This window comes from Nocardiopsis sp. NPDC006938 (assembly GCF_042869555.1).
In the GTDB taxonomy this organism is placed as follows: domain Bacteria; phylum Actinomycetota; class Actinomycetes; order Streptosporangiales; family Streptosporangiaceae; genus Nocardiopsis.
This window is the reverse complement of sequence record NZ_JBIAGA010000021.1, coordinates 45,220-69,226: the sequence shown is the minus strand read 5'-3', so window position 1 is coordinate 69,226 and position 24,007 is coordinate 45,220. Positions and strand designations below refer to the sequence as shown.

Genomic DNA, 24,007 nt, shown 5'->3' with positions numbered 1-24,007 from the left:
CGAACGTACAACGGGCCGACCCGGCTCGGACTGGCGGGGTCACCCGGTCAACCGCTGAGAACCGGACGGCGGCTGTTGATGACGTGGGTCACCAGGCGGACGAGGACGTCCTTGGACGACCCCCGCACCCTGGCGTCCGCCATCAGCAGGGGAACCTCCTCCGGGATGTCCAACGCCTCGCGCACCTCTCCCGCCTCGTAGTGGGCCGCCCCGTCGAACTGGTTGACCGCGACCACGAACGGCACCCCCCGGCGCTCGAAGAAGTCCACCGCGTGGAAGCAGGTGTCCAGTCGGCGCGTGTCGGCGAGCACCACGGCGCCCAGGGCGCCCTCCACCAGCTCGTCCCACATGAACCAGAAGCGGTCCTGTCCGGGGGTGCCGAACAGGTACAGGACGATGTCCTCGTTGATCGTGATCCGACCGAAGTCCAGTGCCACGGTCGTGGTGGTCTTGTTCTCCACTCCCCCGAGGTCGTCGACCCCCTGGCTCGCCTCGGTCATCACCTCCTCGGTGCTGAGCGGGGTGATCTCGCTGACCGAGGCCACCATCGTCGTCTTTCCTGCGCCGAACCCTCCGGCGATGATGATCTTGACCGCTTGGGGTATCGCCTCAGGCGCCTCGCGCGCCGTCTGTGCCCCCGGTCGGATCTCAGAGTCTGCGGATGCCATCGAGTACCGCCTGAAGTACTTTCTTCTCGGGTAGCTGGGTCACGGGCATCGCTGCCCGGGTGTGGACGTCCCCCTGGGCCACCAGGTCTCCGAGGAGGACCTTGACCACCGTCAGGGGGATGTCCAGGCGCGCGGAGATCTCCGCGACCGAAATGGGACGACGGCACAGTGTCAGGATCGCTTGGAGTTCGGGGTCCCGGGGCCGGTCGTCGCGTTCCCGTGCGGCCATGACGATCGTGATCAGGTCCAGCCCGCGGCCCGCGCTGCCGGGCCGCGTCCGGCCCCGCGTCATCGTGTACGGGCGCACCAGCGGGCCGGCCGGGGCGTCGCCAGGGGTGATGCCGGAGGCGGGCCCCTCGGAGGTGGGGTGTCCTCGGCCCCGGTGCCAGGTGGGGTGCGTACGCCGCGCGGGCCCCGCGCCCTCCTGGTTCCCGGTCACCGGTGGCACGCTCGCCAGCGGCCCGCCGTACTGTTCGCCGGAGGTGTTCACGAGCTCCCTCCTCCCATGGCCGTGAGGTGGCCCGGACGCCGGGGCGGCGCGGTGAGGAACTGGCCCACCCGCTTGACCCGGAGGTTCATCTCGTAGGCGACCAGCCCGACGTCGGCGTCCTCCGTGGCCAGGACGGCCAGGCAGGCCCCGGTACCGGCCGCGGTGACGAACAGGTACGAGTGCTCCATCTCGACCACGGTCTGGCGGACGTCTCCGCCGCCGAAGTGGCGGCCGGTGCCCCGGGCCAGACTCTGGAACGCGGAGGCCACCGCGGAAAGATGCTCGGCGTCGTCCGCGACCAGCCCCCGGGAGCGCCCGAGGAGCAGTCCGTCGGCCGACAGCACGATCGCGTGGCTGGCCCCCACGACACGGTCGACCAGGTCGTCCAGGAGCCAGTCCAGGTTGTCCGCGGCCTTGCTCATGCCCACCATCTCAGTCGCTCTCTCCTGTGTGGTCGTCGGCGCCTGCACCGACCTGGTCATCACTGCTGTGCCGGGGCTCTTCGGGGCCGATCTCCTCGGCTCGGCCGCGTCGTGTTCCGGCGCTGAAGGCGTCCATCATGCGACGTGCCTGTTCGGGACTGCGTTGCGACACCGGTTCGGGTCCGCGCGGGACCGCTCCGGTCGAGGGGTCGTCGCGGAGCTGGGGCGCGAGGTTGGCCTGGCGCCTGCGCCGGGGCAGACCGGCCCGGTCCGGCCCGGCCCCGACCCCGGTGTCGTCCGCGCCGCGGCGGGGCAGGGGCGCGTGGCCGGTGCCCCGGGACCGTTGACGGGGCACCGGTTCGGGGGCGGGTTCGGGTGACAGGTCGGGCACCTGGCGCAGGAGCGGTCCGCCGGGGCCGTGGCCGCCCGAGGGGGTGCCGGGGCCGGGCTCGCCCGACACCGGGACGGGGGGCGGGTCGTCGTGTTCGGGCACCGAGCGCAGGACCGGGCGCGCGTGCCGGGAGCCGCCCTCCGTGGCCAGCAGGTCGGCGGGGTCGTCATGGTCGTGGTCCGCGGTCGGTTCGGGGCGTACGCCGTTGGACCGGGCGAGCACGGCCGCGCGGGGGCGCTCGACCGGCGTTCCCCCGCTGGAGACCACGAGTGCGCCCGGGACGAGCACCACCGCGCGGGTGCCGCCGTAGGGCGAGGGCCGGAGCTGCACGCCGATCTCGTGTTTGAGCGCGAGCCGGGCCACGACGAACAGGCCGAGCCGACCGTCCGTCCCGGGGGTCATGACGTCGAACTCGGGCGCCTCGGACAGCGTGGCGTTGTTCTCCTCCAGGACCTCCTCGGTCATGCCCAGGCCCCGGTCCTCGATCTCGATCACCACGCCCTTGGGGACGTTGTCGGTGGCGATGGTGACGTTGGTGTGGGGCGGCGAGTACGCGGTGGCGTTCTCGACCAGCTCGGCGAGCAGGTGGATGACGTCGGCGACGACCGCGCCCACCAGGGAGAGGTCGGGGACGGAGGTGAGCTCGACCCTGGCGTACTCGTCGGTCTCGGAGATGGCGCCGCGCAGGATGTCCACGAGCGGGACGGGGTGGCGCCAGCGCCGACCGGGCTGGGCACCGCCGAGGATGATGAGGTTCTCGGCGTGGCGGCGCCCCCGGGTCGCGAGGTGGTCGAGTTGGAAGAGGTTCTCCAGCAGGTCCGGGTCCTCCTCCTCGCGCTCGATCCGGTCCAGGAGCTGGAGCTGGCGTTGCACGAGCGACTGGTTGCGGTGGGCGATGCCCAGGAAGACCCGGCTGACTCCCGCGCGGATGTCGGACTGCTTGACGGCGGCTCCCACGGCGGTGCGCTGGGCGATGTTGAAGGCGTCGGCGACCTGGCCGACCTCGTCGGTGCCGTGGTCGAGCTGCTTCATCTCGGTGTCCAGGTCCACGCTCTCGCCCGCCTCCAGTCGGCGCACGATCCTGGGGAGGTCACTGCGGGCGATGCCGAGGGTCTCGGCGCGGAGCCTGGCCAGCCGGTAGGTCAGGCGGCTGGCGGAGCTGGCGGCGACCCCGTAGGCGACGGTTCCGGCGAACAGGGAGGTGATGCCGCCGCCGAGGGCCATCGTGAACATCCACGAACTCGCCTCCTCCGTGGAGGTGACGACGCTGTCCACCCGGTCGGTGGTGACCTCGGCCAACCCGGCGTTGACCTCGTCGGCCGCCGCGCGCCAGTCGCCCAGACCGCCGGGCGGGGCGGGGTCGCGGGTGATCTCCCCGGTGAGGGGGTCGACGCTCACGGGGGCCTCGTGCTGGACCAGGGTGTCGGCGATGCCCATGGCCTCCACCCAGGCGGCGCTGCGGGTGATGCGCTCCACGCGGGCGGCCTCGTCCTCGGCCTCGGTGTCCGACGCGGCCTCGGTGGGCGCGTCGGTGCCGCGGTCGTCGGAGGGCTCTCGCGGGAGCTCCTCCGCGCTCAGGCGGCGGCGCGCGTCTCCGGCGAGGGAGGCGATCTCGGCCTGGTGGGGGCGGGTGAGGTCGTTCTCGGCGAGGGCGGCGGTGATGACGGCGTCGGCGTGGCCGAAGCTCTCCTGGGCCCACAGGAGGTTGTCGGCCTCGGAGGCGGCGTCGGAGACGAGTCCGTCGTCCAGGCCCTGGACGGTGGTCGAGTAGAGGCGGATGCCCTGTTCGATCGCGCCGGAGTAGGTGTCCAGGAGGTCGGCCACCGGGCCCGGGTCGGCGAGGACGTCGGTACGCAGCGCCTGGACGTCCTCCAGTGAGCCGAAGAACGCCAGGGCGAGGGGTTCTGGCTCGTCCGCGCCCCCCTCCAGGGTGTCGCGGACCTGGCGGAGACCGACCAGGGCGGCGTCGGTGGTGCGCGCGGCGTCGACGAGTTCCTGGCGGCTGTCCCCGCCGGGGTCGGTGACGAAGTCGATCCCGAGCCGGCGCTCCTCCTGGAGGGCGGCGAGCGCCTCGGCGAGGTCGGCTCCGGCCCGTCCGTCGGTCACCGAGTGGTGCAGGGAGACCGCCTGGGCGAGGGTGGCCGTGCTGAGCAGGACGAACAACGCGAGGAAGGTGACGGTGGGGATCAGGACGATCCGGTTGAGCTGTGCCCTGATACCGGACCTGTTTCCGGCCCTGGGCCCGCGACCCGTGCTCACTGGCTGACCCACTGCGCTCCTCCCACGGACTCGACGCGGGCACCGGAGACCACGCCTGGTGCGTGCCGGTCCCCGCACGGGTCGTCACGGTACGCGCAGATGGAAACACGTGCGGTGTCCGCAGACTCAGGACGCTACCGCACTCTTCCCCCTGGCGCGTGGGGAATCGGAGATTGGATCGTGCTCGGGACGGGACCTCGGGAACTCCGGCGGCGCGGTGTGTCCTCGCATGTCAGGCGAAGGCGGTGGAAGTCCTGATCCGGAGCGGACCGCGCCCCGGGGACGTAGGGTGCTGCCATGACACAGGAGGACCGGGATCTGGACCGACTGGTGCGGGGGCGCGTCCGGGCGCTCCGACTGGCGCAGGGGTGGTCACTGGAGGAACTGGCGGCGCGGGCCCGGATGAGCCCGTCCACGCTGAGCCGCATCGAGAACGGGCGGCGTCGGCTGGCCCTCGACACCCTGGTCACCCTGGCCCGGGCCCTGGACACCACACTGGACCAGCTGGTGGAGAGCGCCGCGGACGACGTCGTCACCAGCCCGGTCGTGGAGGGCGCCCACGGGCGGCTGCGGTGGCCGGTCAAAGCCCTTCCGGGCATGACCGTCCTGCGCCAGAGGCTGACCGATCCGCCGCCGGACCACCCCTCGCGGATGCGGGCCCATCCGGGCCGGGAGTGGCTGGTGGTGCTGTCCGGTACCGCCGTGCTCCTGCTGGGCGACCGGCGCATCCGGATGGAGGCCAACCAGGCGGCGGAGTTCCCGACGATGCTCCCGCACGCGATCGGAGCCGAGGGAGGGCCGTGCGAGATCCTGGGGATCTTCGACAGTGACGCGCGCCGGGGGCACCAGCGGGGCGAGGACGACCCCGGGGGTTCCGGGGGATAGGCGCGCCCGGGTGTTCTTGCCCGGCGGGCCGCCCGCCGCCGGAGTTTCTTGCCTTGAACGCACAACACCCTGCCATCGGCGCAAGGGCCGTCTAACCTGGCCCCATGACGCACGCACACCGGCACACGCCGCTCACCACCGCGCACGAGGACCACCACGCGGGTCACGGCCAGCAGGGCCAGCAGTGCCACGGAACGGTCCCCGGCGACCCGCACGACCACAATCACGACCACGGCTCACACGACCAGGGACTCATCCTCGACCTCGACGCGCGGGTGATGGCCCGCCGGACCGAGGACGTCATCGACTGGCTGCCGCTGCGCGACGCCCCGGCGGAGATCCTCGACCTCGGCTGCGGCACCGGCGCCGGGACCCTCCCCCTGCTGGACCGCTTCCCCGAGGCGCGCGTGACCGCCGTCGACGCCTCCGCCGAGCACCTCGACCGGCTGCGGGCCAAGGCCCGCGAGGCCGGGACACTGGACCGCGTCCGCACCGTCCTGGCCGATCTCGACGCGGCCGACTGGCCCGACCTCGGCACACCGGACCTGGTGTGGGCCTCGGCGTCCCTGCACCACATGGCCGACCCGGACCTCGCCCTGCGGCGCGTGCGCGACCTGCTCGCACCGAACGGGCTCCTGGCCCTGGTGGAGCTCTCCGGATTCCCCCGCTTCCTTCCCGAGGACGCACCGGAGCGACGCCCTGGCCTGGAGGAGGTGCTGCACTCGGTGAGCGACCGCTGGCACGCCGGACACGTACCGCACCGGGGCGCCGACTGGACCCGGAAACTGTCCGCCGCCGGGTTCGGGATCGAGGCCGAGCGCACGGTGACCGCGACGGTCGAGGGCGCCGGAAACCCGACGGTCGTCGAATACGCCCTGGCCAGCCTGCGCCGTCTCCGGGAGGGCGTGGCCGACGAACTCTCGGCGGGGGACCTCGCCGCCCTGGACGGGCTCCTGGACACCGACGCCCCGGACGGGATCGCCCACCGGGACGACCTCACCGTGCGCACCACCCGCTCGGTGTGGGCGGCCCGCCGGGCGGACTGAGGCCGTCCGGCGGCCCCCGGGTCAGGCCGTGAAGGCCTTCCGGTGCTCCTCGACGTCGGCGCGGAGCCGGTCGAGCTGCTCGGCCACGCGCACCGGGGCGGTACCGCCCCGGCCCGCGCGGGAGGCCAGGGAGCCCGCCACGGTGAGGACCTCGCGTACGCCCGGGGTGAGGTGCTCGGAGATCCGCGCGAACTCGGCGTCGGAGAGGTCGGGCAGGTCGACGCCGCGCTCCTCGCAGACCCGCACGCAGGTACCGGCGATCTCGTGGGCCTCACGGAAGGGAACCCGCTCGCGGACCAGCCACTCGGCGATGTCGGTGGCCAGGGAGAAGCCCTGCGGCGCCAGCTCGGCCATGCGGTCGGTGTGGAACGTGAGCGTGGCGACCATGCCGGTCATGGCGGGCAACAGCAGGTGCAGGCTGTCGACCGCGTCGAAGACCGGCTCCTTGTCCTCCTGGAGGTCGCGGTTGTAGGCCAGCGGGAGGCCCTTGAGTGTCGTGAGCAGACCGGTGAGGTCGCCCACCAGCCGCCCCGCCTTGCCCCGGGCGAGTTCGGCCACGTCGGGGTTCTTCTTCTGCGGCATGATCGAGGAGCCGGTGGAGAAGGCGTCGTCCAGGGTGATGAAGGAGAACTCCTTCGTCGCCCACAGGATGACCTCCTCGGACAGCCGGGACAGGTCCACACCGATCATGGCGGTGACGAAGGCGAACTCGGCGACCACGTCGCGGGCGGCGGTGCCGTCGATGGAGTTCTCCGAGGAGGCCGGGAAGCCGAGCTCGGCCGCGACCGCCTCGGGGTCCAGCCCCAGTGAGGACCCGGCCAGGGCACCGGACCCGTACGGGGAGACGGCGGCGCGGCGGTCCCAGTCGCGGAGCCGTTCGACGTCGCGGAGCAGCGGCCAGGCGTGCGCCATCAGGTGGTGGGCGAGCAGGACCGGCTGGGCGTGCTGGAGGTGGGTGCGGCCCGGCATGGCGGCGTCCGGGTGGGCCCCGGCCTGGTCGGCGAGGGCGCGCACGAGGTCGAGGAGCTGGTCCGCGATGGCGCGGGCCTCCTCGCGCAGGTACATGCGGACCAGGGTGGCGATCTGGTCGTTGCGGGACCGCCCGGCGCGCAGACGGCCGCCCAGTTCGGGTCCGACCCGCTCGATGAACCCGCGCTCCAGCGCGGTGTGCACGTCCTCGTCCTCCAGGACGGGGGTGAAGTCGCCGGAGGCCACGTCGGTCTCCAGCCGATCCAGCCCCGCGATCATGCGGTCGAGTTCGTCGGCCGTGAGCAGACCGGCCCGGTGGAGGGCGCGGGCGTGGGCGCGCGACCCCGCGATGTCGTGGCGGGCCAGGCGCCAGTCGAAGTGCGTGCTGAGCGAGAGGCGGGCCAGGGCCTGGTCCGGTCCTCCCTCGAAGCGGCCGCCCCACAGGCGCAGGGCCTCGGGCTGGTCGGCCATCGTGGTCTCCTTCGTGACGTTTCGGGTGGTGCGGGACGGCGTCGGTCGCCGTCCGGCGTCGGGTGCGACGGCCCCGGGCCGTCAGGGTCTGCGGTCGGCCAGCCGCAGCAGCGCCGCGGCCAGGTCCTCCCCGCCCTCGGGGTCGCGGGAGATCACCAGAATGGTGTCGTCCCCGGCGATGGTGCCCAGGATGGCGTGGAAGTCCGTGTGGTCGATGGCCGAGGCCAGGTACTGCGCGGCCCCGGGCGGGGTGCGCACGATGACCATGTTGGCGGAGGCCTCGGCGGAGACGAGCAGGTCCTCGGCCAGCCGGGTGAGGCGGGCCCCGGAGACCTGTTCGAGGCTGAGGGTGTCGGGGCGGGTGCGCTGGAGGCGTTCGCCGCCCTCCCCGGGCAGCACGTAGGCCAGGTGACCGTCCGCGGTACGGAGTTTGACCGCGCCCAGCTCGTCCAGGTCCCGGGAGAGGGTGGCCTGGGTGACCTGCACCCCGGCCTGGGAGAGGCGCTTGGCCAGCTCCCCCTGGGACCGGACGTCCTCACGGGTGAGGACGTCCGTGATGCGGGCGTGCCGGGCGGCCTTGGTCATCGGTGCCGGGCCGCTGAGGTCCTGGCTCATCGCGCCACGGGCCCGGAGTCGGGGTCGTCACTGCTCTCCAGCAGGAAGGTGAGCAGGGCCTTCTGGGCGTGGCGTCGGTTCTCGGCCTCGTCCCAGACCAGGCTCTGGGGGCCGTCGGCGACCTCGGCGCTGATCTCCTTGCCCCGGTACGCGGGCAGGCAGTGCAGGACGACGGCCTCGGGGTGCGCGGCCGACATGAGCGCCGCGTCCACGATGTACGGGCGGAAGGGGGCCTCGCGGTCCTCCTTCTGGTCCTCCTGGCCCATGGAGACCCAGGTGTCGGTGGCCACGACGTCGGCGCCCTCGGCCGCCCCGCGCGGGTCGGTGGTGACGGTGACCGAGCCGCCCGTGCCCTCGGCGATCTCCCGGGCCCGGTCCAGCACGGCCGGGTCCGGGTGGAACCCCTCGGGCGCGCCGATCCGCACGTGCATTCCGGCGGTGGCGCAGCCCAGCAGGTAGGAGTGGGACATGTTGTTGGCGCCGTCACCGAGGTAGGCGAGGGTGAGCCCCGACAGCGCGCCCTTGGCCTCGCGGACGGTCTGGAGGTCGGCCAGGATCTGGCAGGGGTGGAACTCGTCGGTGAGCGCGTTGACGACCGGGACGTTCATGTTCCGGGCCAGGTCCTCCACGTCGGACTGAGCGAAGGTGCGCCAGGCGACGGCCGCGACCTGGCGCTCCAGGACGCGGGCGGTGTCGGCCAGGGGCTCGCCCCGGCCCATCTGGGTGCTGCCGGAGTCCAGGACCAGCGGGCTGCCGCCGAGGTCGGCGACGCCCACGGAGAAGGACAGCCGGGTGCGGGTGGAGGGCTTGTCGAAGAGGAGTGCGACGGTGCGCGGCCCGGCCAGGGGGCGGTACGCGAACCGGTCCCGCTTCATCTCGTCGGCCAGGTCCAGGACGCGGGCCTGCTCCTGGGGCGTGAGGTCGTCGTCACGCAGGAAGTGGCGGGTCATGACTGCTGCTCCTTCGCGGCGGCGGCCTCGGCGGCGTCCAGGACGGTGGGTAGGGCCTCGATGAACACGCCGATCTGCTCGGGGGTGATCACCAGGGGCGGGGCGATGCGGATCGCGTCGGGGGCGACCGCGTTGACCAGGAAGCCGCGGACCGCGGCCTGCTCCTGGACGTGCGCGGCGTGCGGCCCGGTGAGCAGGAGCGCGCGCCACAGGCCGCTGCCGCGTTGCCCGGCCAGGAGGGGGTGGTCGATGCCCTCGATCTGTTCGGCCAGCAGGTCGCCCATCACCTTGGTGTGGGCGAGCAGGCCCTCGGACTCGATGGTGTCGATGACGGCGAGCGCGGCGGCGCAGGCCACCGGGTTTCCGCCGAAGGTGGAGCCGTGGTCGCCCTTGTGGAAGGCGTCCGCGAAACGGCCGAAGCCGACGCACGCGCCGATCGGCAGACCTCCGCCCAGTCCCTTGGCGAGGGTGAGCACGTCGGGGCGCACTCCCTCCTCCTGGTGGGCGAACCACTGGCCGGTGCGGCCGATGCCGCTCTGGATCTCGTCGAGCACGAAGGCGGCGCCGGTGCGGTCGCACAGGGCCCGGACCCCGGCGAGGTAGCCCTCGGGGGCGGGGACCACACCGGCCTCGCCCTGGGTGGGCTCGACGAACACGGCCACGCAGTGCTCGTCGACGGCCTCGGTGAGGGCGTCGATGTCCCCGTGGGGCACGAAGCGCACGTCGGTGCCGTAGGGGCCGAAGGGTTCGCGGATGGCGTCCTTGCCGGTGAGGGAGAGGGCTCCGGCGGAACGGCCGTGGAAGCCGCGCTCGGCGGCCACGAAGTAGTGGCGGCCGGTCCCCGCCGCCCGCTTGACGAGCTTGAGCGCGGCCTCGTTGGCCTCGGTTCCGGAGTTGGCGAAGAACACCTTGGCGTCGCCGCCGACCAGGTCCACGAGGCGTTCGGCGAGCTGGACCTCGCGTTCGTGCACGAAGAGGTTGCTGGTGTGGGCGAGGGTGGCGGCCTGGTGGGCGACCGCCTTGACCAGGGCCGGGTGCCCGTGTCCGAGGCTGGACACGGCGATGCCCGCGATGAGGTCGAGGTACTGGCGGCCGTCGGCGTCGTAGACCTCGCAGCCGCGCCCGAGGGCCAGGGCCACCGGCGGGACGCCGTAGTTGGGCATGAGCGAGGCGGCGAAGCGCTCCCTCAGGTCGCTGCTGGTCACTGGTGGGCTCCCGGGTTCTGTTCGTGGGTGTACGTGGGGCGCCAGGGGCGCGGGTAGTGGCCGTTCCCGGAGAGGAGTTCGGCCTCCAGCTCCTCGTCGGCGACCATCGTGCCGACGCCGAGGTCGGTGAAGACCTCCAGGAGCAGGGAGTGCGGCACGCGGCCGTCGATGATGTGCGCCTGGGGCACTCCGCCCTCGACCGCCGTCAGACAGGCCTCCATCTTGGGGAGCATGCCCGAGGAGAGGGAGGGCAGCAGGGCCCGCAGCTCGTCCACGTTGAGGCGGCGGATGAGGTCGGTGTTGGCGGGGAAGTCGGCGAACAGCCCCTCGACGTCGGTGAGCATGATCAGCTTGCTGGCGCCCAGGGCGACGGCGAGCGCGGAGGCCGCGGTGTCGGCGTTGACGTTGTAGACGCCGCCGTCGTCGGCGCGGGCGACGCTGGAGACCACGGGGATGCGGCCGTCCGCGATGAGCGCGGAGACCGCCCCGGGGTTGACCTCGCTGACCTCCCCGACCCGGCCGATGTCGACGGGCTCGCCGTCCACCTCGACGCACTTGCGTTCGGCGTAGAGGAGGTTGGCGTCCTCGCCCGACATCCCGACCGCGAAGGGGCCGTGCTGGTTGACCAGACCGACGATCTCGCGGTTGACCTGGCCGGTGAGGACCATCCGGACGATGTCCATGGCCTCGTCGGTGGTCACCCGCAGCCCGGCGGTGAAGCTGGACTCCACGCCGGAGCGGTCCAGCATGGCGCTGATCTGCGGTCCGCCGCCGTGGACGACGACGGGGCGCAGCCCCGCGTAGTAGAGGAAGACGATCGACTCCGCGAAGCGGACCCGCAGCTCCTCGCTGACCATCGCGTTGCCGCCGTACTTGACCACGACGGTGCGGCCGTGGAAGCGGGAGAGCCAGGGCAGCGCCTCGATGAGGTGGGCCGCCTTGTCCATGGCCTGGGCCTGGTCCCGGGTGGTGGGTGTGGAGGAGTTCACGAGTGGGCCTGCCTGTCCTGGGGGGCGCCGGTTGCGGAGGTGGGGGGTGCGGGTGCGTCCGCCGCGATCTGCGCGGCGAGTTCCTCGCAGACCCGGGCGAGCAGGAGGGCGACCTCCGGCTCGTCCGCGGTGGCGGGGGCCGCGCCGCTGGCCATCAGCAGGACGGCGTCGTTGGTTCCGGTGAGCGGGGACAGCTCGGTAGCGGCGTCGGCGACCAGGCGCTGGCACTGGGCCGCGCTGAGGTCGGCGTCCGTGGTCAGGACGCACAGGGCTCCGCCCACGGAGGTGTCGGGCCCCTTGGCCATGCCGCCGACGGTGACGCCGCCGCCTCTCCGGAAGGCGAACTTGGCGACGGTGTCGTCGGTGCGGATGGCGTCGGCGGCGGAGAGCCCGCCGCCGCGTGCCGCTTCGGCGAGCGCGTTCGCCACGCCGGTGGAGAGCGCTTCGGCCGGTGGGACCGTGCCGGTGGCGCCCGCGGCGCAGAGCACGATCTCGGCGGCGGAGTCGGAGAGCAGGTCGGCGGTGTGCTCGGCCCCGGCGTGGACGGCCAGGAAGTCGGCCGGGCCGGGGGCGGTGTCGGTGTCCCCGGTGGTCAGGACGACGGCGCGGACGCGCCCGCCCGAGACGACCTGCCGGGACCACAGGACGGCGGCGGCGGGTTCGGGGTGGTCGGTGAAGACGGCCCCGGCCGCGCGCGAGGGGCCGTCGTTGACGACGACGGCGGTGTCGCGGACGCGGTCCGCGCCGGTTCCCGCGGTGACTCCGGCGGCGCGGAACCCCTGGGGTGCGGTGACGCTCATGTGGGTCCCCTCCCCCTAGGGCGCGACCGCGGCGAGCGGGAGGCCGGTGGTCTCGGGCAGGCCGAGGGCGAGGTTCGTGCTCTGGACGGCGCCGCCCGCGGTGCCCTTGGTGAGGTTGTCGAGGGCGGCGACCGCGACCATGCGGCCCGCGTCGGCGTCCACGGTGACCTGCACGAGGGTGGTGTTGGCGGCGAGGGTCATGGCGGTGTTGGGCCAGGTGCCCTCGGGGAGCAGGTGGACGAAGGGTTCGTCGGCGTAGGCGGTCTCGTAGGCGGCGCGTACCCGCTCCGCGGTGACTCCCGGCTTCAGGGGCGCGGTGCAGGTGGCGAGGATGCCCCGGGGCAGGGGCGCGAGGACGGGGGTGAAGGAGAGCCGCACGGGTTCGCCGGTGACGGAGGTGAGGTTCTGGATGATCTCGGGGTTGTGCCGGTGGGCGCCGCCGACGCCGTAGGGGCTGAGGGCGCCCATGATCTCGCTGCTGACGAGATGGGGTTTGGCGGCCTTGCCCGCACCCGAGGTGCCGGTGACAGCGACGACGGTGAGGTCGGGCTCGACCAGCTGCTGTGCCAGGCCGGGGAAGAGGCCGAGGGTGGCGACGGTGACGTGGCAGCCGGGAACGGCGACGCGGCGCGCCCCGGTGAGGCGCTCGCGCTGTCCGGGGAGTTCGGGCAGGCCGTAGGGCCAGGTCCCGGCGTGGGGGGTTCCGTAGAAGCGTTCCCAGGCGGCGGCGTCGTCGAGGCGGAAGTCCGCGCCGCAGTCCACGACGAGGACGTCGTCGCCGAGCTGCTGGGCGATGTCGGCGGACTGCCCGTGGGGGAGGGCGAGGAAGACGACGTCGTGGCCGCGCAGCTCCTCGACGGTGGTGGGCGCGAGGACGCGGTCGGCCAGGGGCAGCAGGTGGGGCTGGTGCTGGATCAACGGGGTCCCGGCGTTGCCGCCCGCGGTGACGGCGCCGATCCCGATGTCGGGATGTCCCAGGAGCAGACGCAGCAGCTCGCCCCCGGCGTAGCCGCTGGCTCCGGCGATGGCCGCTGTGTATCCCATGGTGAGACCCTCTCTTCGCGCTTGGACTGAACCATCATGCATGCCAGTGTAATTTTATGCAACTGAGGGCGGAGAGGGAACGGGGCCTCGGCGGCACGGAGGACAGGGGGGAACGGAGCGGGGACGGCGGGGTGCGGGGGCGGCGGGGGCTCGGTCGGAACGCGGTGACCGGGTCAGTTGCCGGGCATACGGGTGGCCAGGTCCGCCAGGCGGGAGGTGTGCCCCTTGCCCTCGGTGCGTGACTCGCGGCGGTCGGCGGTGCGGTAGAGCCCGCGCACGACCTGGGTGCCCATCCAGCGCAGCGGCTCGGGCTCCCAACCGCGCACCTCGTGCCCCACCCACGGCAGACGGGTGAGGTCGGTGGTGCGCCCCAGGACCAGGTCGCGCAGAGTGCGCCCGGCCAGGTTGCTGGTGGAGACCCCGCTGCTGGAGTAGCCGCCCGCCCAGCCCAGGCCGGACTCGGCGTCCAGGTTCACGGTCGGGGACCAGTCCCGGGGCACCCCGAGCACACCCGACCACGCGTGCTCGATCGGCGCGTCCGCGACGTCGGGGAAGAGCCCGGTCAGGGAACGCCAGAGCTCGGCGATGGCCTGCGGCGCGGTGGCGCCCTCGTTGTCCTCGGAGGCACCGAAGCGGTGCGGCGCGCCGCGCCCGCCGATGGCGATGCGGTCGTCGGCGGTGCGCTGGGCGTAGACATAGGAGTGGGCGGAGTCGCGCAGGAGCTCGCGACCCTCCCAGCCGATGCGTTCCCACAGGTCCGCGGGGATCGGCTCGGTGACGATCATGGAGGAGTACATCGGGCGCCAGCGACGCCGCTGTCCGCGCAGGGTGGAGGTGAAGCCCTCGGTGGCGCGCAGGACGTGGTCGGCGCGGACGGTGCCGTGCTCGGTGACCACGGACGGCCGCTCGGAACCGGTGCGCGGCCGGATCTCGGTGACCGGGGTGTCCTCGAACAGGTCCACGCCCATCGCTTCGACCACACGGGCCAGGCCGGTGACCAGTTTGGCGGGCTGGACACGGGCGGCGTGCGGGGAGTAGGCGGCCGCGACGGCGCCGTCCACCGCGATCGGGGGCTCGTGGTCCGGGTCCACCATGTGGATGTCGTCCGGCCAGTACCCCCAGTCCTGGAGGTAGTCGATGTGCGCCTGGAGGCGCTCGCGCTGGGCGGCGTTGCCGGCGACCAGCCGCATGCCGCCCTTGACCACGTCCGCCTCGATGCCCTCGGCCTCGGCGACGGAGACCACCTCGTCGACGGTGCTCATCAACGTGCGTTGGAGCGCGATCATGGCGGGCTTGCCGTGTGACCGAGCGTAGTCCTCCTGGGAGCCGGAGAACTCGGCGGACAACCACCCTCCGTTACGCCCGGAGGCGCCGAACCCGGCGAACTCCCGCTCGACCACACAGACACGCAGGTCGGGCTGGTCCTTCTTGAGGTAGTAGGCGGTCCACAGTCCCGTGTAACCGGCCCCGACCACGCAGACGTCGTAGTCGGCGTCGCCCGGCAGGGGGGATCTGCGCTCCGGCAGACCCTCCTCGCGGAACCAGAAGGAGACTCCGCCGTTGGCGAAGCGGGAGGATCGGGGAATGGGCCTCATCTGGGCAGCAGTGGTGAACAGCCTCATTCATTCCCCCCGGAACCTCGGTGCTCCCGACCCACCCCGCGTTGGGTCCCCGAACTCTGGCCAACCTACATGGGAACGAAGGCGCATGGGATGTTTTCAGCACATTCACGTGGATCGGGCCGACGCCGGAGTGGGGATTCGACTACGCAGAGTCCCCACCGGGGCGCGTATCAGTCGCAAGCACTGTCACGGAGCGTACGCGCGATGGTGGCGAGTTGTCGAACCCCCGCCTCCCCCAGCGGCGCGAGCACGTGCTCCCGCAGCCGTTCGACGTGCCGGACCCGGGCCACGCCGATGAACTCCAGCCCCTGGTCGGTGAGGGTGGCGTAGACGACCCGGCGGTCGGTGGAACAGTTGTGCCGTTCCAGGTAGCCCTCTTTCTCCAGGCGGTCGGCCAGCTTGGTGAACCCGCCCGTGCTGAGACTGACCTCGCGCGCGAGGCGGCTCATCGGCAACTGGTGCCCGGGAGTGCGCTGGAGGCGGATCAACACCTCGAACCAGGGCCCCGCCATGTCCCTGCCGTCCGGGGTGATGCCGTGCAGCAGGCGAGGCTGGATCGCGTTCATCGCCTCGTGCACCAGACCCCAGGCGGTGATCAGGTCGTCGCCGCTGGGTCCGGAGCCACCGGAACCGGCGACCTCGGAGCCGTCCCGTACCGTCGCGTGCTCGTCCCGTGCCGTCATGGTCGTCCCCCGTCGAGTGGTCCGGGGGCACCCACCACACGCACCCCCGAAGAAGTATCTTCCCAGTAAATATTACTGCACGATACCAGCACTCGACAGAGGTTTCCTAGGAAAATAATCAACCCACCGGCGCGTGACGTCCACCGGTGGGTCCTGCCGTACTGCCGTACTGCTGTTGTTCCCTTTTCCGGGGGGAGCCCGGCGGGGCCGGGCTCCCCCCTCGTCAGTGCCGTGCCATGACCGCGTCCAGGGCCCCCCACAGGGTCGAGGTCAGGTGCTCGACCTGCTCCCAGGTGATCACCAGGGGCGGCGACACCAGCAGCGCCCTCGGGATCGGACGGACGATGACACCCCGCATACGGGCCTCGGCGAAGACCTCCGCCGTGGTGACCCCGCGTTCCGCGAGCGCCTCCTCGGTGAGCTCCACCGCGCCCATCACGCCCACCCCGGAGCGGACCTCGGCCACCAGCGGGTGGTCGGCCAACCCCCGCAGCGCGGAGTCCAGGTGGGTCTCCACCTCACGCGAGACCGTGAACAGGTCCTCGCGCTCCAGGATGTCGAGGTTGGCCATGGCCGCGGCGCAGGCCGACGGGTGTCCGGCGTAGGTGGTGCCGTGCAGGAACGGGTTGCCCTCCTGGTTCCAGAAGGGATCGGCCACACGACCGTTGACCATGACCCCGCCCAGCGGCAGGTACCCGCTGGAGACGCCCTTGGCGAACACGATCATGTCCGGGCTCACCCCGAACCGCTCGATCCCGAACCAGTTCCCCAGACGGGCGAACCCGCAGATCACGCTGTCGACGACGAACAGGACTCCGTACTTGCGACAGATCCGTGCCACGTCGGCGAAGTAGTCCTGCTCCGGCAGGAAGACACCGCCCGCCCCGATCACCGGCTCGGCGAAGAAGGCGGCCACCCGGTCCGCCCCGACCCTCAGGATCTCCGCCTCCAGAGCGGCGGCGGAGTCGTGCGGAACCACCGAGGTGTCCTCGATGAGCCTGCCGTAACCGGAGCGGAAGCGCTCCATGCCGATGATGCTCGTGCCGAACCCGTTGAGGCCGTGGTAGCCCCCGGTCCGGCTGATCAGGTGCTGCCGCTCCGGCTGGCCCTGTGTCGCCCAGTACGAGCGCGCCAGCTTCGCGGCGGTGTCGATCGACTCCCCTCCCCCGCAGGTGAGGATGACGCGCGGGTCGTCCATCGGGGCGTGAGCGGCCAGGCGCTCGCTCAGCTCCATCGCGGGTGCGTTGGCGAAGTCCCCGTAGACGGTGTAGGCCTCCAGGGTGCTCATCTGTCGGTGGACCGCGTCCGCGATCTCCGCCCGGCCGTGCCCGACGTTGCAGTACCAGAGACTGGCCGTGCCGTCGAGGTAGCGGTCACCGGACCGGTCCCAGAGCCACACGCCCTCGGCGCGGGCCACCACGAACTCCGGGCCCTTGGCCACGGCGTTCATGTCACAGAAGGTATGCCAGAGGCGGCTGGGCTCCCGGTATTCCTTGGGAGTGAGCGCGGACGAGACAACCGTTTCGGTCATATGGCGACCTCCGAGCCGTGACATGCGCGAGAACGCGCAGCGGAAAACGGATCTGACCCCTCCCTGGGGCGCCCAGGTCGTGGCAGGTACTCGCAGGCTAAGTTCTCAGGCCGCTCCACAGCAAGAGCCAAAACGAGCTTTCATGCCCCGAAACCCAAACTTCATTCCGGCTACCCCCGGCACCTCGCGCTAAAACCCTTACTACGCTGGAAAGACATCCTTCCAATTTTCTTGAAATCCGAACCGTGACACCGCACGTTTCACAACAGCGGTCCTGCCGGCCATGATTCCTGTTCGGCAGTGGTCGGGTTCTCTGCCCCGTGGTAACACACGAAGGCGGGGCGCGTCCTCCCCCTCAGGGAGTACCCGCCCCGCCCTCGCCGTGGCGTCGGCCGGATCAGCCGCGCAGCACCGCGCCCGTGCGCTCGGTCGCCAGGGCGACGGCGGCGTCCCGTGCGGCGCCGGCCTCCTCGGCCGTCAGCGTGCGGTCCTCGGCGCGGAACCGCAGGGCGAAGGCGACGGACCTGCGCCCCTCACCGACCTGCTCGCCCGTGTACACGTCGAACAGCCGCACGCTCTCCAGCAGGGGGCCGGCCCCCTCGGCCAGCGCCTCGGTGATCCGGCCGACCGGCACCGAGGCGTCCACGACCAGGGCGACGTCCTGCGTGGCCACCGGGTAGGTCGACACCGTCGGCGCGGGAACCCCGGTGCGGGCGCGCTCGACGCCGTCGAGGTCGATCTCCATGGCGGCGGTGCGCTCCGGAAGACCGAACGCCTTGACGACCCTGGGGTGCAGTTCGCCCGCGTGGCCGACGAGCACCCGCTCACCCTCCACCTCCACGAACAGGGCCGCGCAGCGACCGGGGTGCCACGGGGCACGGGCGTCGGCCTCGATCCCGAGGTCCACCCCGGCCACCCGGGCCACGTCGCGGGCGGCCTGGATCGCGTCGGCCCAGGTGGCGGCGCGCCCCTCCCCCCACCAGCCCGCACGCTCGGCGTGACCGGTCAGGACCGCGCCGACCCGGCGCGGCTGCTCGGGCAGGGCGGCGTCGACGAGAGCGAGCTCCTCGACGCTCGGCCCGCGGTCGACCGGCAGGATCGGCGCGCGGGTGGCGCCGGGGACCGGCAGGTAGACCAGACCCGACTCGAACAGGGCGACGTCGGTCATGCCCCGGCCCACGTTGCGGGCCAGCGCCTTGAAGAGCCCCGGCAGGAGGGTGGTCCGCAGCAGCGGCTCCTCCTCGTTGAGCGGGTTGGCCAGGCGGAGACCGGCACGGCGCGGGTCGTCGGCGGCCAGCTGGAGGCCGTCGAGGTCGCGCTCGGCCGTGAACGGGTACGACAGCACCTCGTTGAAGCCGGTGTCGGCCAGGACGCGGCCGACCGCGCGGCGCAGACGCTGGCTGGAGGTCAGGCCCCGCCCGGAGCCGCTGGGACGGATCGAGGGGATGTTCTCGTACCCCTCGAAGCGGATGATCTCCTCGGCGAGGTCGTTGGGGTCGGTGATGTCGGGACGCCAGGTGGGCGGTGTGACCCGCAGCAGGTCCCCGTCGGTCTCGACGTCGCAGCCGACGGCGCGCAGCCACCGCTCGCTGGTGCCCTCCGGGTAGTCCACCCCGGCCACGCTCGCGGCGTGGGAGGCCCGGACGACGATCGGCTGACGTGACACGGCGGCGTCGACGACCGTGTAGGCGGTCTCCACCGAGGCTCCTCCGAGCTCGGCGAGCAGGTTCACGGCACGGGTGGCCGCGACCAGCTGGGCGGCGGAGTCGATACCGCGCTCGAAGCGCCGCGAGGCCTCCGAGGACAGCTGGTGGCGGCGGGAGGCGCGGGCCACGCTCATGGCGTCGAAGTGCGCGGCCTCCACCAGCACGTTGGTGGATTCCGGCCCGATCTCGGTGTCGAGGCCACCCATCACTCCGGCGACCGCCTGGGCGCCGGAGTCGTCGGCGATGACGATGTCGTCAGCGTCCAGGGAGCGCTGGACGTGGTCGAGGGTCTCCAGTTTCTCCCCCGCCTCGGCCTGCCGGACACGGATCGCGCCGTTCACGCGGTCGCGGTCCCAGGCGTGCAGCGGCTGACCGAGTTCGAGCATCACGTAGTTGGTGACGTCCACGGCCAGGGAGACGGGGCGGACCCCGCTCTGGTGCAGGCGGCGCCGCATCCACAGCGGCGTGGGAGCCTGCGGGTCGAAGCCGGTGGCGCCGCGCAGCACGAGGCGGTCGCAGCGCTGCGGGTCCTCGATCGAACCGGGGTGACCGGGGCCGGAGGGCGCGGCCACGGCGGCGTCGGCGGGGTCGAGCAGGGCGACCCCATACAGGGCGGCGACGTCGCGTGCCACGCCCCGCATGGACAACGCGTACCCGCGGTCCGGGGTGACGGCGATGTCGAGGACGTCCTCACGCAGGCCGAGCACGCCGATGGCGTCGGTACCGGTCGCTGCGAAGCCCTCCGGGAGCACGACGATTCCGTCGTGGTCCTCCCACAGGCCGAGCTCGGTGGCCGAGCAGATCATGCCCGCCGACATCTTCCCGTAGGTCTTGCGGGCACCGATGCGGAACCCCCCGGGGAGTTCGGCTCCGGGCAGGGAGACGACGACGAGGTCGCCCTCGGAGAAGTTGCGGGCGCCGCAGACGATCTCCTGCGGTTCACCGGTGCCGTTGGCCTCCCCCACGTCCACGCGGCAGTGGCGGATGGGCTTCTTGAAGCCGGTCAGCTCCTCGATCTCCAGCACGCGGCCGAAGACGATGGGGCCGGTCAGGTCGGAGCCGAGCTCGTCGACGGTCTCGACCTCCAGCCCGGCCAGGGTCAGCCGGGAGGCGAGGTCACGGGCGGAGACGTCGGCCGGAAGCTCGACGTACTCACGCAGCCAGGTCAGGGGGACGCGCATCAGTTCTCACTCCCGAAGGCCGAGGTGAAGCGGATGTCGCCCTCGACCATGTCGTGCATGTCGCGCACTCCGTGCGCGAACATCAGTGTCCGTTCGATTCCCAGGCCGAAGGCCCAGCCGCTGTACACCTGCGGGTCCACCCCGGCGGCGGTGAGCACGCGCGGGTTGACCACACCGCAGCCGCCGATCTCGATCCAGCCCTCGCTGGAGCAGGTACGGCAGGGCCGGTCGGGGTCGCCCACCGAGGCGCCCCGGCACACGAAGCACTCGATGTCCACCTCGGCGGAGGGTTCGGTGAACGGGAAGTAGGAGGCCCGGAACCGGGTCCGCAGGCCCTCGCCGAAGACCGACTCGACGAAGGCGTCGATGGCGCCGCGCAGGTGCGCCAGGGTGATCCCCTTGTCGACGACCAGGCCCTCCAACTGGTGGAAGACCGGGCTGTGGGTGGCGTCGAGCTCGTCCGTGCGGAAGGTCTTGCCGGGAGCGACCACGTACACCGGCAGTTCGCGTGAGAGCAGCGCGCGGATCTGGACCGGGGAGGTGTGGGTACGCATGACCAGGCCGGACTCGCCGCCGTCGGGGCCCTCGACGAAGAAGGTGTCCTGCATGCTGCGCGCCGGGTGGTCGGGCTGGAAGTTGAGGGCGTCGAAGTTGAACCACTCCGCCTCCACCTCCGGGCCCTCCGCGACCTCGAAGCCCATGCCGACGAAGACGTCGGTCATGCGCTCGGCGACGGTGGTCAGCGGGTGGCGGGCGCCCCGGGGCGTACGGTCCCAGGGCAGGGTGACGTCCACGCGCTCCTCCACCAGGACGCGCTCGTCGCGCTCGGCCTCCAGGACCGCCTGGCGGGCCTTGAGGGCCTGACCGACGTCGCGCCGGGCGCCGCCGACGCGCTTGCCCGCGTCGGCCTTGGCGGCCGGGGGGAGAGCGCCGATCTCCCGGTTGGCCAGGGCCAGCGGGGAGCGGTCCGAGGCGTGCGCGAGCCGGACCTCCTTGAGTTCGGCGAGGTCGGCGGCGGCCTCGATCGCGGCCAGCGCCTCCTCGCGCATGCGGGCGACCTCGTCGGGGTGCAGGGAGGTCACCTCGACGGGGTCGAAGGAATTGTTCGGTGCAGACATGGTTGGTTGCCTCGCCGTCACCGGTCCCCCGCGGAGCGGGGACCGGCACGGCAGTCACGGTCCGCACAGGGGCGGACGAAGCCGACAGGAAATGCACAGGCGGTGTCGGGCAGCCCGGGAAGGTCCGTCGCGGGGTCCGGGACGTGCCGCGTGCGCCCACCGGAGGGCCGAGGGGTCTGAGGGCTCAGACGAACTCGGGGGTCCCGGCGGGCACGGTAAATCGGAACTCGGCGCCGCCGTTGGGGGCGCGTCCGACGGTGATCGTGCCGCCGTGGGCCTCGACGAGACCCTTGACGATGAACAGTCCGAGGCCGGTTCCGCCACGGCGCTTCCCGCGCCAGAACTGACGGAAGACGCGCGGAACGGTCTCGGGTGCTATGCCCTGGCCCTCGTCGCGCACCGACACCGCTGCTCCTCCTTCACACGGCTCGATCACGACACTGACAGTACCAGCGCCGTGCCGCACCCCGTTTTCCACGAGGTTGCCGAGGATCTGCTCCAGCTTGTCGGCGTCCAGCCACATCTGCGGAAGCTCGCCGCGCGTCTCGACGCGGAAGCGGTCCTCGGCGTAGCCCGAGGCCACCCGGCCCGCGACCATGCGGCGCACCGTGGTGGGCAGGTCGACGACCTGGCGGCGCACCTCCAGCCGTCCGGACTCGATCCGGGAGACGTCCAGGAGGTCGTGGATGAGCCGGGTGACGCGGTCGGCGTCGGCGTTGACGGTCTCCAGCATGAACAGCTTCTGCTTGTCGGTGAGCCGTTCCCACTTGCTGAGGAGGGTGGAGGTGAAGCCCTTGACGCTGGTGAGCGGCGAGCGCAGTTCGTGCGCGACCTCCGAGACGAGGTCGGCCCGGGAACGCTCGGCCCGCGCCGAGGCGTCCCTGAGGGTGAGGACCAGGCGGACGAGGTCGCCGCCGGGGCGGGCGCGCACGTAGCGGGCGGAGACGAGGATCTCCCGGTCGTCGGGCAGGCAGAGCATGCGCTCGGGCTGTCGGGTGCGTTCGCGGTCCCCGCCGTAGGGGTCGCTGGACTCCCACCAGTTGTTGCCGTCGAGCCCGTTCAGCGGAAGGGCGAGGCGGAAGTCGCGGCCGATCGCGGAGGTCGCGGGGACCCCGGTCAGCTGCGCGGCGAGCGAGTTGAACAGGACGACCCTGCCGCCGGCGTCGGCGACGACGACCCCGTCGGGCAGGTCGTCGGCGTGCAGCGGCGGACCGTCCGCCCCGGCCGACGCGGTGTCCACGTCCCTGAGGGCCGACGCGGTGGGGCGCCGTCGCCCGGGACGCGCGTCCGGTTCCGGGGCGGCCTCCCGTCCGACGGTGGAGTCCACGGGTGGTTCGGACCCGGGTACCGGGCCCTCGGGGGGTCGCGCCGCCGCACCGTCGGAGTCCTCCGCCGGTTGGCCCACCTGTCGGCCGCTGCCCACGCCTCTCCCCGCTCCCCTCCGAAGGTCCGCGACCACAGGACTCCTGGGTCGGGATCGCTGTCCGGTCGTGTCCGCTGTCGCGCTCCCCCGGACACCACCGCAGATCTACCCTGCACTCCCACCCGATACGCCTGGTGACCCGGGATACGGCGTCACCCGGAGCCCGCGGGGCGGCGGTCCGTCCGCTTCCGGCACCGTCCGGCGGTCGGCCGGGTGTCGGTCTCGGGGCCGACCGTCGACGTGTCCGAGCCTCGCGTGCTCACACCCTGTCGTCGGACCGACCGTGTCATCGCGGACACGCACACCGCCCCACCCGTGGCACGGGTCGGATGGGGGTGGGCCAGCGGGATGCGCGTGAACCACCGTCGTACTGGCCCGACCCTATCGACACTCGAACCCCGTGCACGTGCATTTCGGGTGGTTGGGAGAACCTGTTACCGAGCGTGTACACCACCGGTCGCTCCACCCCGGGTCAGCCGCCTGATCATGACGCGGAGTGACGACCCGAGGGTGCGGACGCCACGCCGGAGGGCGCCGACGACCCGCGGCAGGGGACGGTCCCGGCCCGGCTCGGCCACCCGAGGGGAGGCCGCTGCGGTCGTGGCCGGATACGGGCTTTCGGGCCCGCCGTAGGAGGCGCGGGCCGTCCGGTCGGCCCGGGACGCGCTCAGGCGCGGCGCTGCTGGCGCGCGGTGGTGTACAGGCACACCGCCGCCGCCGTGGCCAGGTTCAGGCTCTCGGCCGCGCCGTAGATCGGGACGCTGACCGCGCCGTCGGTCAGCTGCACGATCTCCTCCGGCAGGCCCCAGGCCTCGTTGCCGAAGACCCAGCCCACGGGGCCGTCCAGGTCGCCGTCGTCGGCCAGCTGGTGCAGGTCGCGCTCACCGCCGCCGTCCGCGGCCCAGGCCCGGGCCCCGGCGCCGTGCAGGAAGTCCACCGCACGGGCCACCGGCACCCCCACCACCACGGGCAGGTGGAACAGGCTTCCGGCGGAGGCGCGCACGCACTTGCCGTTGTAGGGGTCCACCGAGGCGTCGGTGAAGATGACGACGTCGGCACCGGCCGCGTCGGCGGTGCGCAGGACCGTCCCGGCGTTGCCGGGGTCGCGCACGTGGGAGAGGACGACGGCCAGTCGCACGTCGGAGACGCTCTCCAAGGGGACGTCGACGAACTCGCAGACCGCGATGACCCCCTGCGGGGTGATGGTCTGCGCCAGTTCGGACATCACGTCGAGACTGACCCGGTGGGTGGGCACGCCCGCGGTGTGGGCGGCGTCCATCAGGTCGATGTGGCGCTGCATGGCCTCCGCCGTGGCGTAGACCTCGACGACGCCGTGGGCGGTCCCGTTGTAGGGGGACCGCCCGTCGCCGCCGTTGACGGCGGCCAGGGCCTCCCGTACGGCCTGCGGCCCCTCCGCGAGGAAGCGCCGTTCACGCTGACGGAAGGTGCGCTTGGCGAGCCGCCGAACCCCCTTGATCCTGGGTGACCGGACACTCGTGAACTCGTGGCTCGCCATCGCTACCCGTCTGCTTCTTCCGG

20 protein-coding genes are annotated in these 24,007 nt (G+C 72.6%); 2 read left to right on the top strand and 18 right to left on the bottom strand.

The features are described 5' to 3' along the window. Positions 1-47 precede the first annotated feature (47 nt). The 4 genes from ACFYL4_RS24530 to ACFYL4_RS24515 are packed head-to-tail and all read right to left on the bottom strand — an operon-like array spanning position 48 to position 4,242. Complete coding sequence (locus ACFYL4_RS24530; RefSeq protein WP_357766244.1) at positions 48-668, bottom strand: ATP/GTP-binding protein; 621 nt, start codon at positions 666-668, stop codon at positions 48-50. After that, the gene (locus tag ACFYL4_RS24525; RefSeq protein WP_387521408.1) at positions 649-1,158 is read right to left on the bottom strand and encodes a DUF742 domain-containing protein; all 510 of its coding nucleotides are present in this window, start codon (positions 1,156-1,158) and stop codon (positions 649-651) included. The genes ACFYL4_RS24530 and ACFYL4_RS24525 overlap by 20 nt, the downstream gene beginning before the upstream one ends. Continuing rightward, positions 1,155-1,589 (bottom strand): roadblock/LC7 domain-containing protein, encoded by a 435-nt coding sequence (locus tag ACFYL4_RS24520; RefSeq protein WP_357766241.1) that lies wholly within the window; start codon positions 1,587-1,589, stop codon positions 1,155-1,157. Before ACFYL4_RS24520 ends, ACFYL4_RS24525 begins: the two co-directional genes overlap by 4 nt. A gap of 1 nt (position 1,590) precedes the next feature. Further along, positions 1,591-4,242: a nitrate- and nitrite sensing domain-containing protein gene (locus ACFYL4_RS24515; RefSeq protein WP_387521406.1), complete on the bottom strand. Its 2,652-nt coding sequence runs from the start codon at positions 4,240-4,242 to the stop codon at positions 1,591-1,593. Positions 4,243-4,527: 285 nt separating this feature from the next. Between ACFYL4_RS24515 and ACFYL4_RS24510 the strand changes: the two genes are divergently transcribed. Together ACFYL4_RS24510 and ACFYL4_RS24505 are read left to right on the top strand one after the other, a co-directional pair. After that, on the top strand, positions 4,528-5,115 hold the full coding sequence (locus ACFYL4_RS24510) for an XRE family transcriptional regulator (RefSeq protein ID WP_357766235.1): 588 nt from the start codon (positions 4,528-4,530) through the stop codon (positions 5,113-5,115). Between the two features lie 104 nt (positions 5,116-5,219). After that, positions 5,220-6,161, top strand: a complete 942-nt coding sequence (locus ACFYL4_RS24505; RefSeq protein ID WP_387521404.1) for a methyltransferase domain-containing protein — start codon at positions 5,220-5,222, stop codon at positions 6,159-6,161. Between the two features lie 21 nt (positions 6,162-6,182). Here the strand turns inward: ACFYL4_RS24505 and argH are convergent, their stop codons facing one another. From argH to ACFYL4_RS24435, 14 genes are all read right to left on the bottom strand, one after another. After that, a complete protein-coding gene (argH, locus tag ACFYL4_RS24500) occupies positions 6,183-7,601 on the bottom strand; it encodes an argininosuccinate lyase (protein ID WP_357766229.1) in 1,419 nt (472 codons plus the stop codon). Between the two features lie 81 nt (positions 7,602-7,682). Next, positions 7,683-8,216, bottom strand: a complete 534-nt coding sequence (locus tag ACFYL4_RS24495) for an arginine repressor (protein ID WP_357766226.1) — start codon at positions 8,214-8,216, stop codon at positions 7,683-7,685. Further along, complete coding sequence (gene argF / locus ACFYL4_RS24490; protein ID WP_357766224.1) at positions 8,213-9,166, bottom strand: ornithine carbamoyltransferase; 954 nt, start codon at positions 9,164-9,166, stop codon at positions 8,213-8,215. The genes ACFYL4_RS24495 and argF overlap by 4 nt, the downstream gene beginning before the upstream one ends. Then, complete coding sequence (locus tag ACFYL4_RS24485; RefSeq protein ID WP_357766222.1) at positions 9,163-10,371, bottom strand: acetylornithine transaminase; 1,209 nt, start codon at positions 10,369-10,371, stop codon at positions 9,163-9,165. The genes argF and ACFYL4_RS24485 overlap by 4 nt, the downstream gene beginning before the upstream one ends. Further along, on the bottom strand, positions 10,368-11,318 hold the full coding sequence (argB, locus tag ACFYL4_RS24480) for an acetylglutamate kinase (protein WP_387521428.1): 951 nt from the start codon (positions 11,316-11,318) through the stop codon (positions 10,368-10,370). Before argB ends, ACFYL4_RS24485 begins: the two co-directional genes overlap by 4 nt. 38 nt (positions 11,319-11,356) lie before the next feature. Then, positions 11,357-12,160 (bottom strand): bifunctional ornithine acetyltransferase/N-acetylglutamate synthase, encoded by an 804-nt coding sequence (locus ACFYL4_RS24475; protein WP_387521401.1) that lies wholly within the window; start codon positions 12,158-12,160, stop codon positions 11,357-11,359. Positions 12,161-12,175: 15 nt separating this feature from the next. After that, complete coding sequence (argC, locus tag ACFYL4_RS24470) at positions 12,176-13,204, bottom strand: N-acetyl-gamma-glutamyl-phosphate reductase (RefSeq protein ID WP_357766218.1); 1,029 nt, start codon at positions 13,202-13,204, stop codon at positions 12,176-12,178. Positions 13,205-13,377: 173 nt separating this feature from the next. Next, on the bottom strand, positions 13,378-14,799 hold the full coding sequence (locus ACFYL4_RS24465; RefSeq protein ID WP_357766215.1) for an FAD-binding oxidoreductase: 1,422 nt from the start codon (positions 14,797-14,799) through the stop codon (positions 13,378-13,380). Between the two features lie 197 nt (positions 14,800-14,996). Further along, positions 14,997-15,509, bottom strand: coding sequence for a MarR family winged helix-turn-helix transcriptional regulator (locus ACFYL4_RS24460; RefSeq protein ID WP_387521399.1), 513 nt, complete (start codon positions 15,507-15,509; stop codon positions 14,997-14,999). A 223-nt stretch (positions 15,510-15,732) separates the two neighbouring features. Next, positions 15,733-16,959, bottom strand: a complete 1,227-nt coding sequence (locus ACFYL4_RS24455; protein WP_357766278.1) for an aminotransferase class III-fold pyridoxal phosphate-dependent enzyme — start codon at positions 16,957-16,959, stop codon at positions 15,733-15,735. A gap of 478 nt (positions 16,960-17,437) precedes the next feature. Then, complete coding sequence (gene pheT / locus ACFYL4_RS24450) at positions 17,438-19,927, bottom strand: phenylalanine--tRNA ligase subunit beta (protein ID WP_357766212.1); 2,490 nt, start codon at positions 19,925-19,927, stop codon at positions 17,438-17,440. Next, entirely contained in the window at positions 19,927-21,045 is a 1,119-nt protein-coding gene (pheS, locus tag ACFYL4_RS24445) for a phenylalanine--tRNA ligase subunit alpha (RefSeq protein WP_357766211.1), read from the bottom strand. The genes pheT and pheS overlap by 1 nt, the downstream gene beginning before the upstream one ends. Before the next feature lie 184 nt (positions 21,046-21,229). Further along, positions 21,230-22,468 (bottom strand): ATP-binding protein, encoded by a 1,239-nt coding sequence (locus ACFYL4_RS24440; protein ID WP_387521396.1) that lies wholly within the window; start codon positions 22,466-22,468, stop codon positions 21,230-21,232. 667 nt (positions 22,469-23,135) lie between these two features. Continuing rightward, entirely contained in the window at positions 23,136-23,984 is an 849-nt protein-coding gene (locus ACFYL4_RS24435) for an RNA methyltransferase (RefSeq protein WP_357766208.1), read from the bottom strand. Positions 23,985-24,007: the final 23 nt, after the last annotated feature.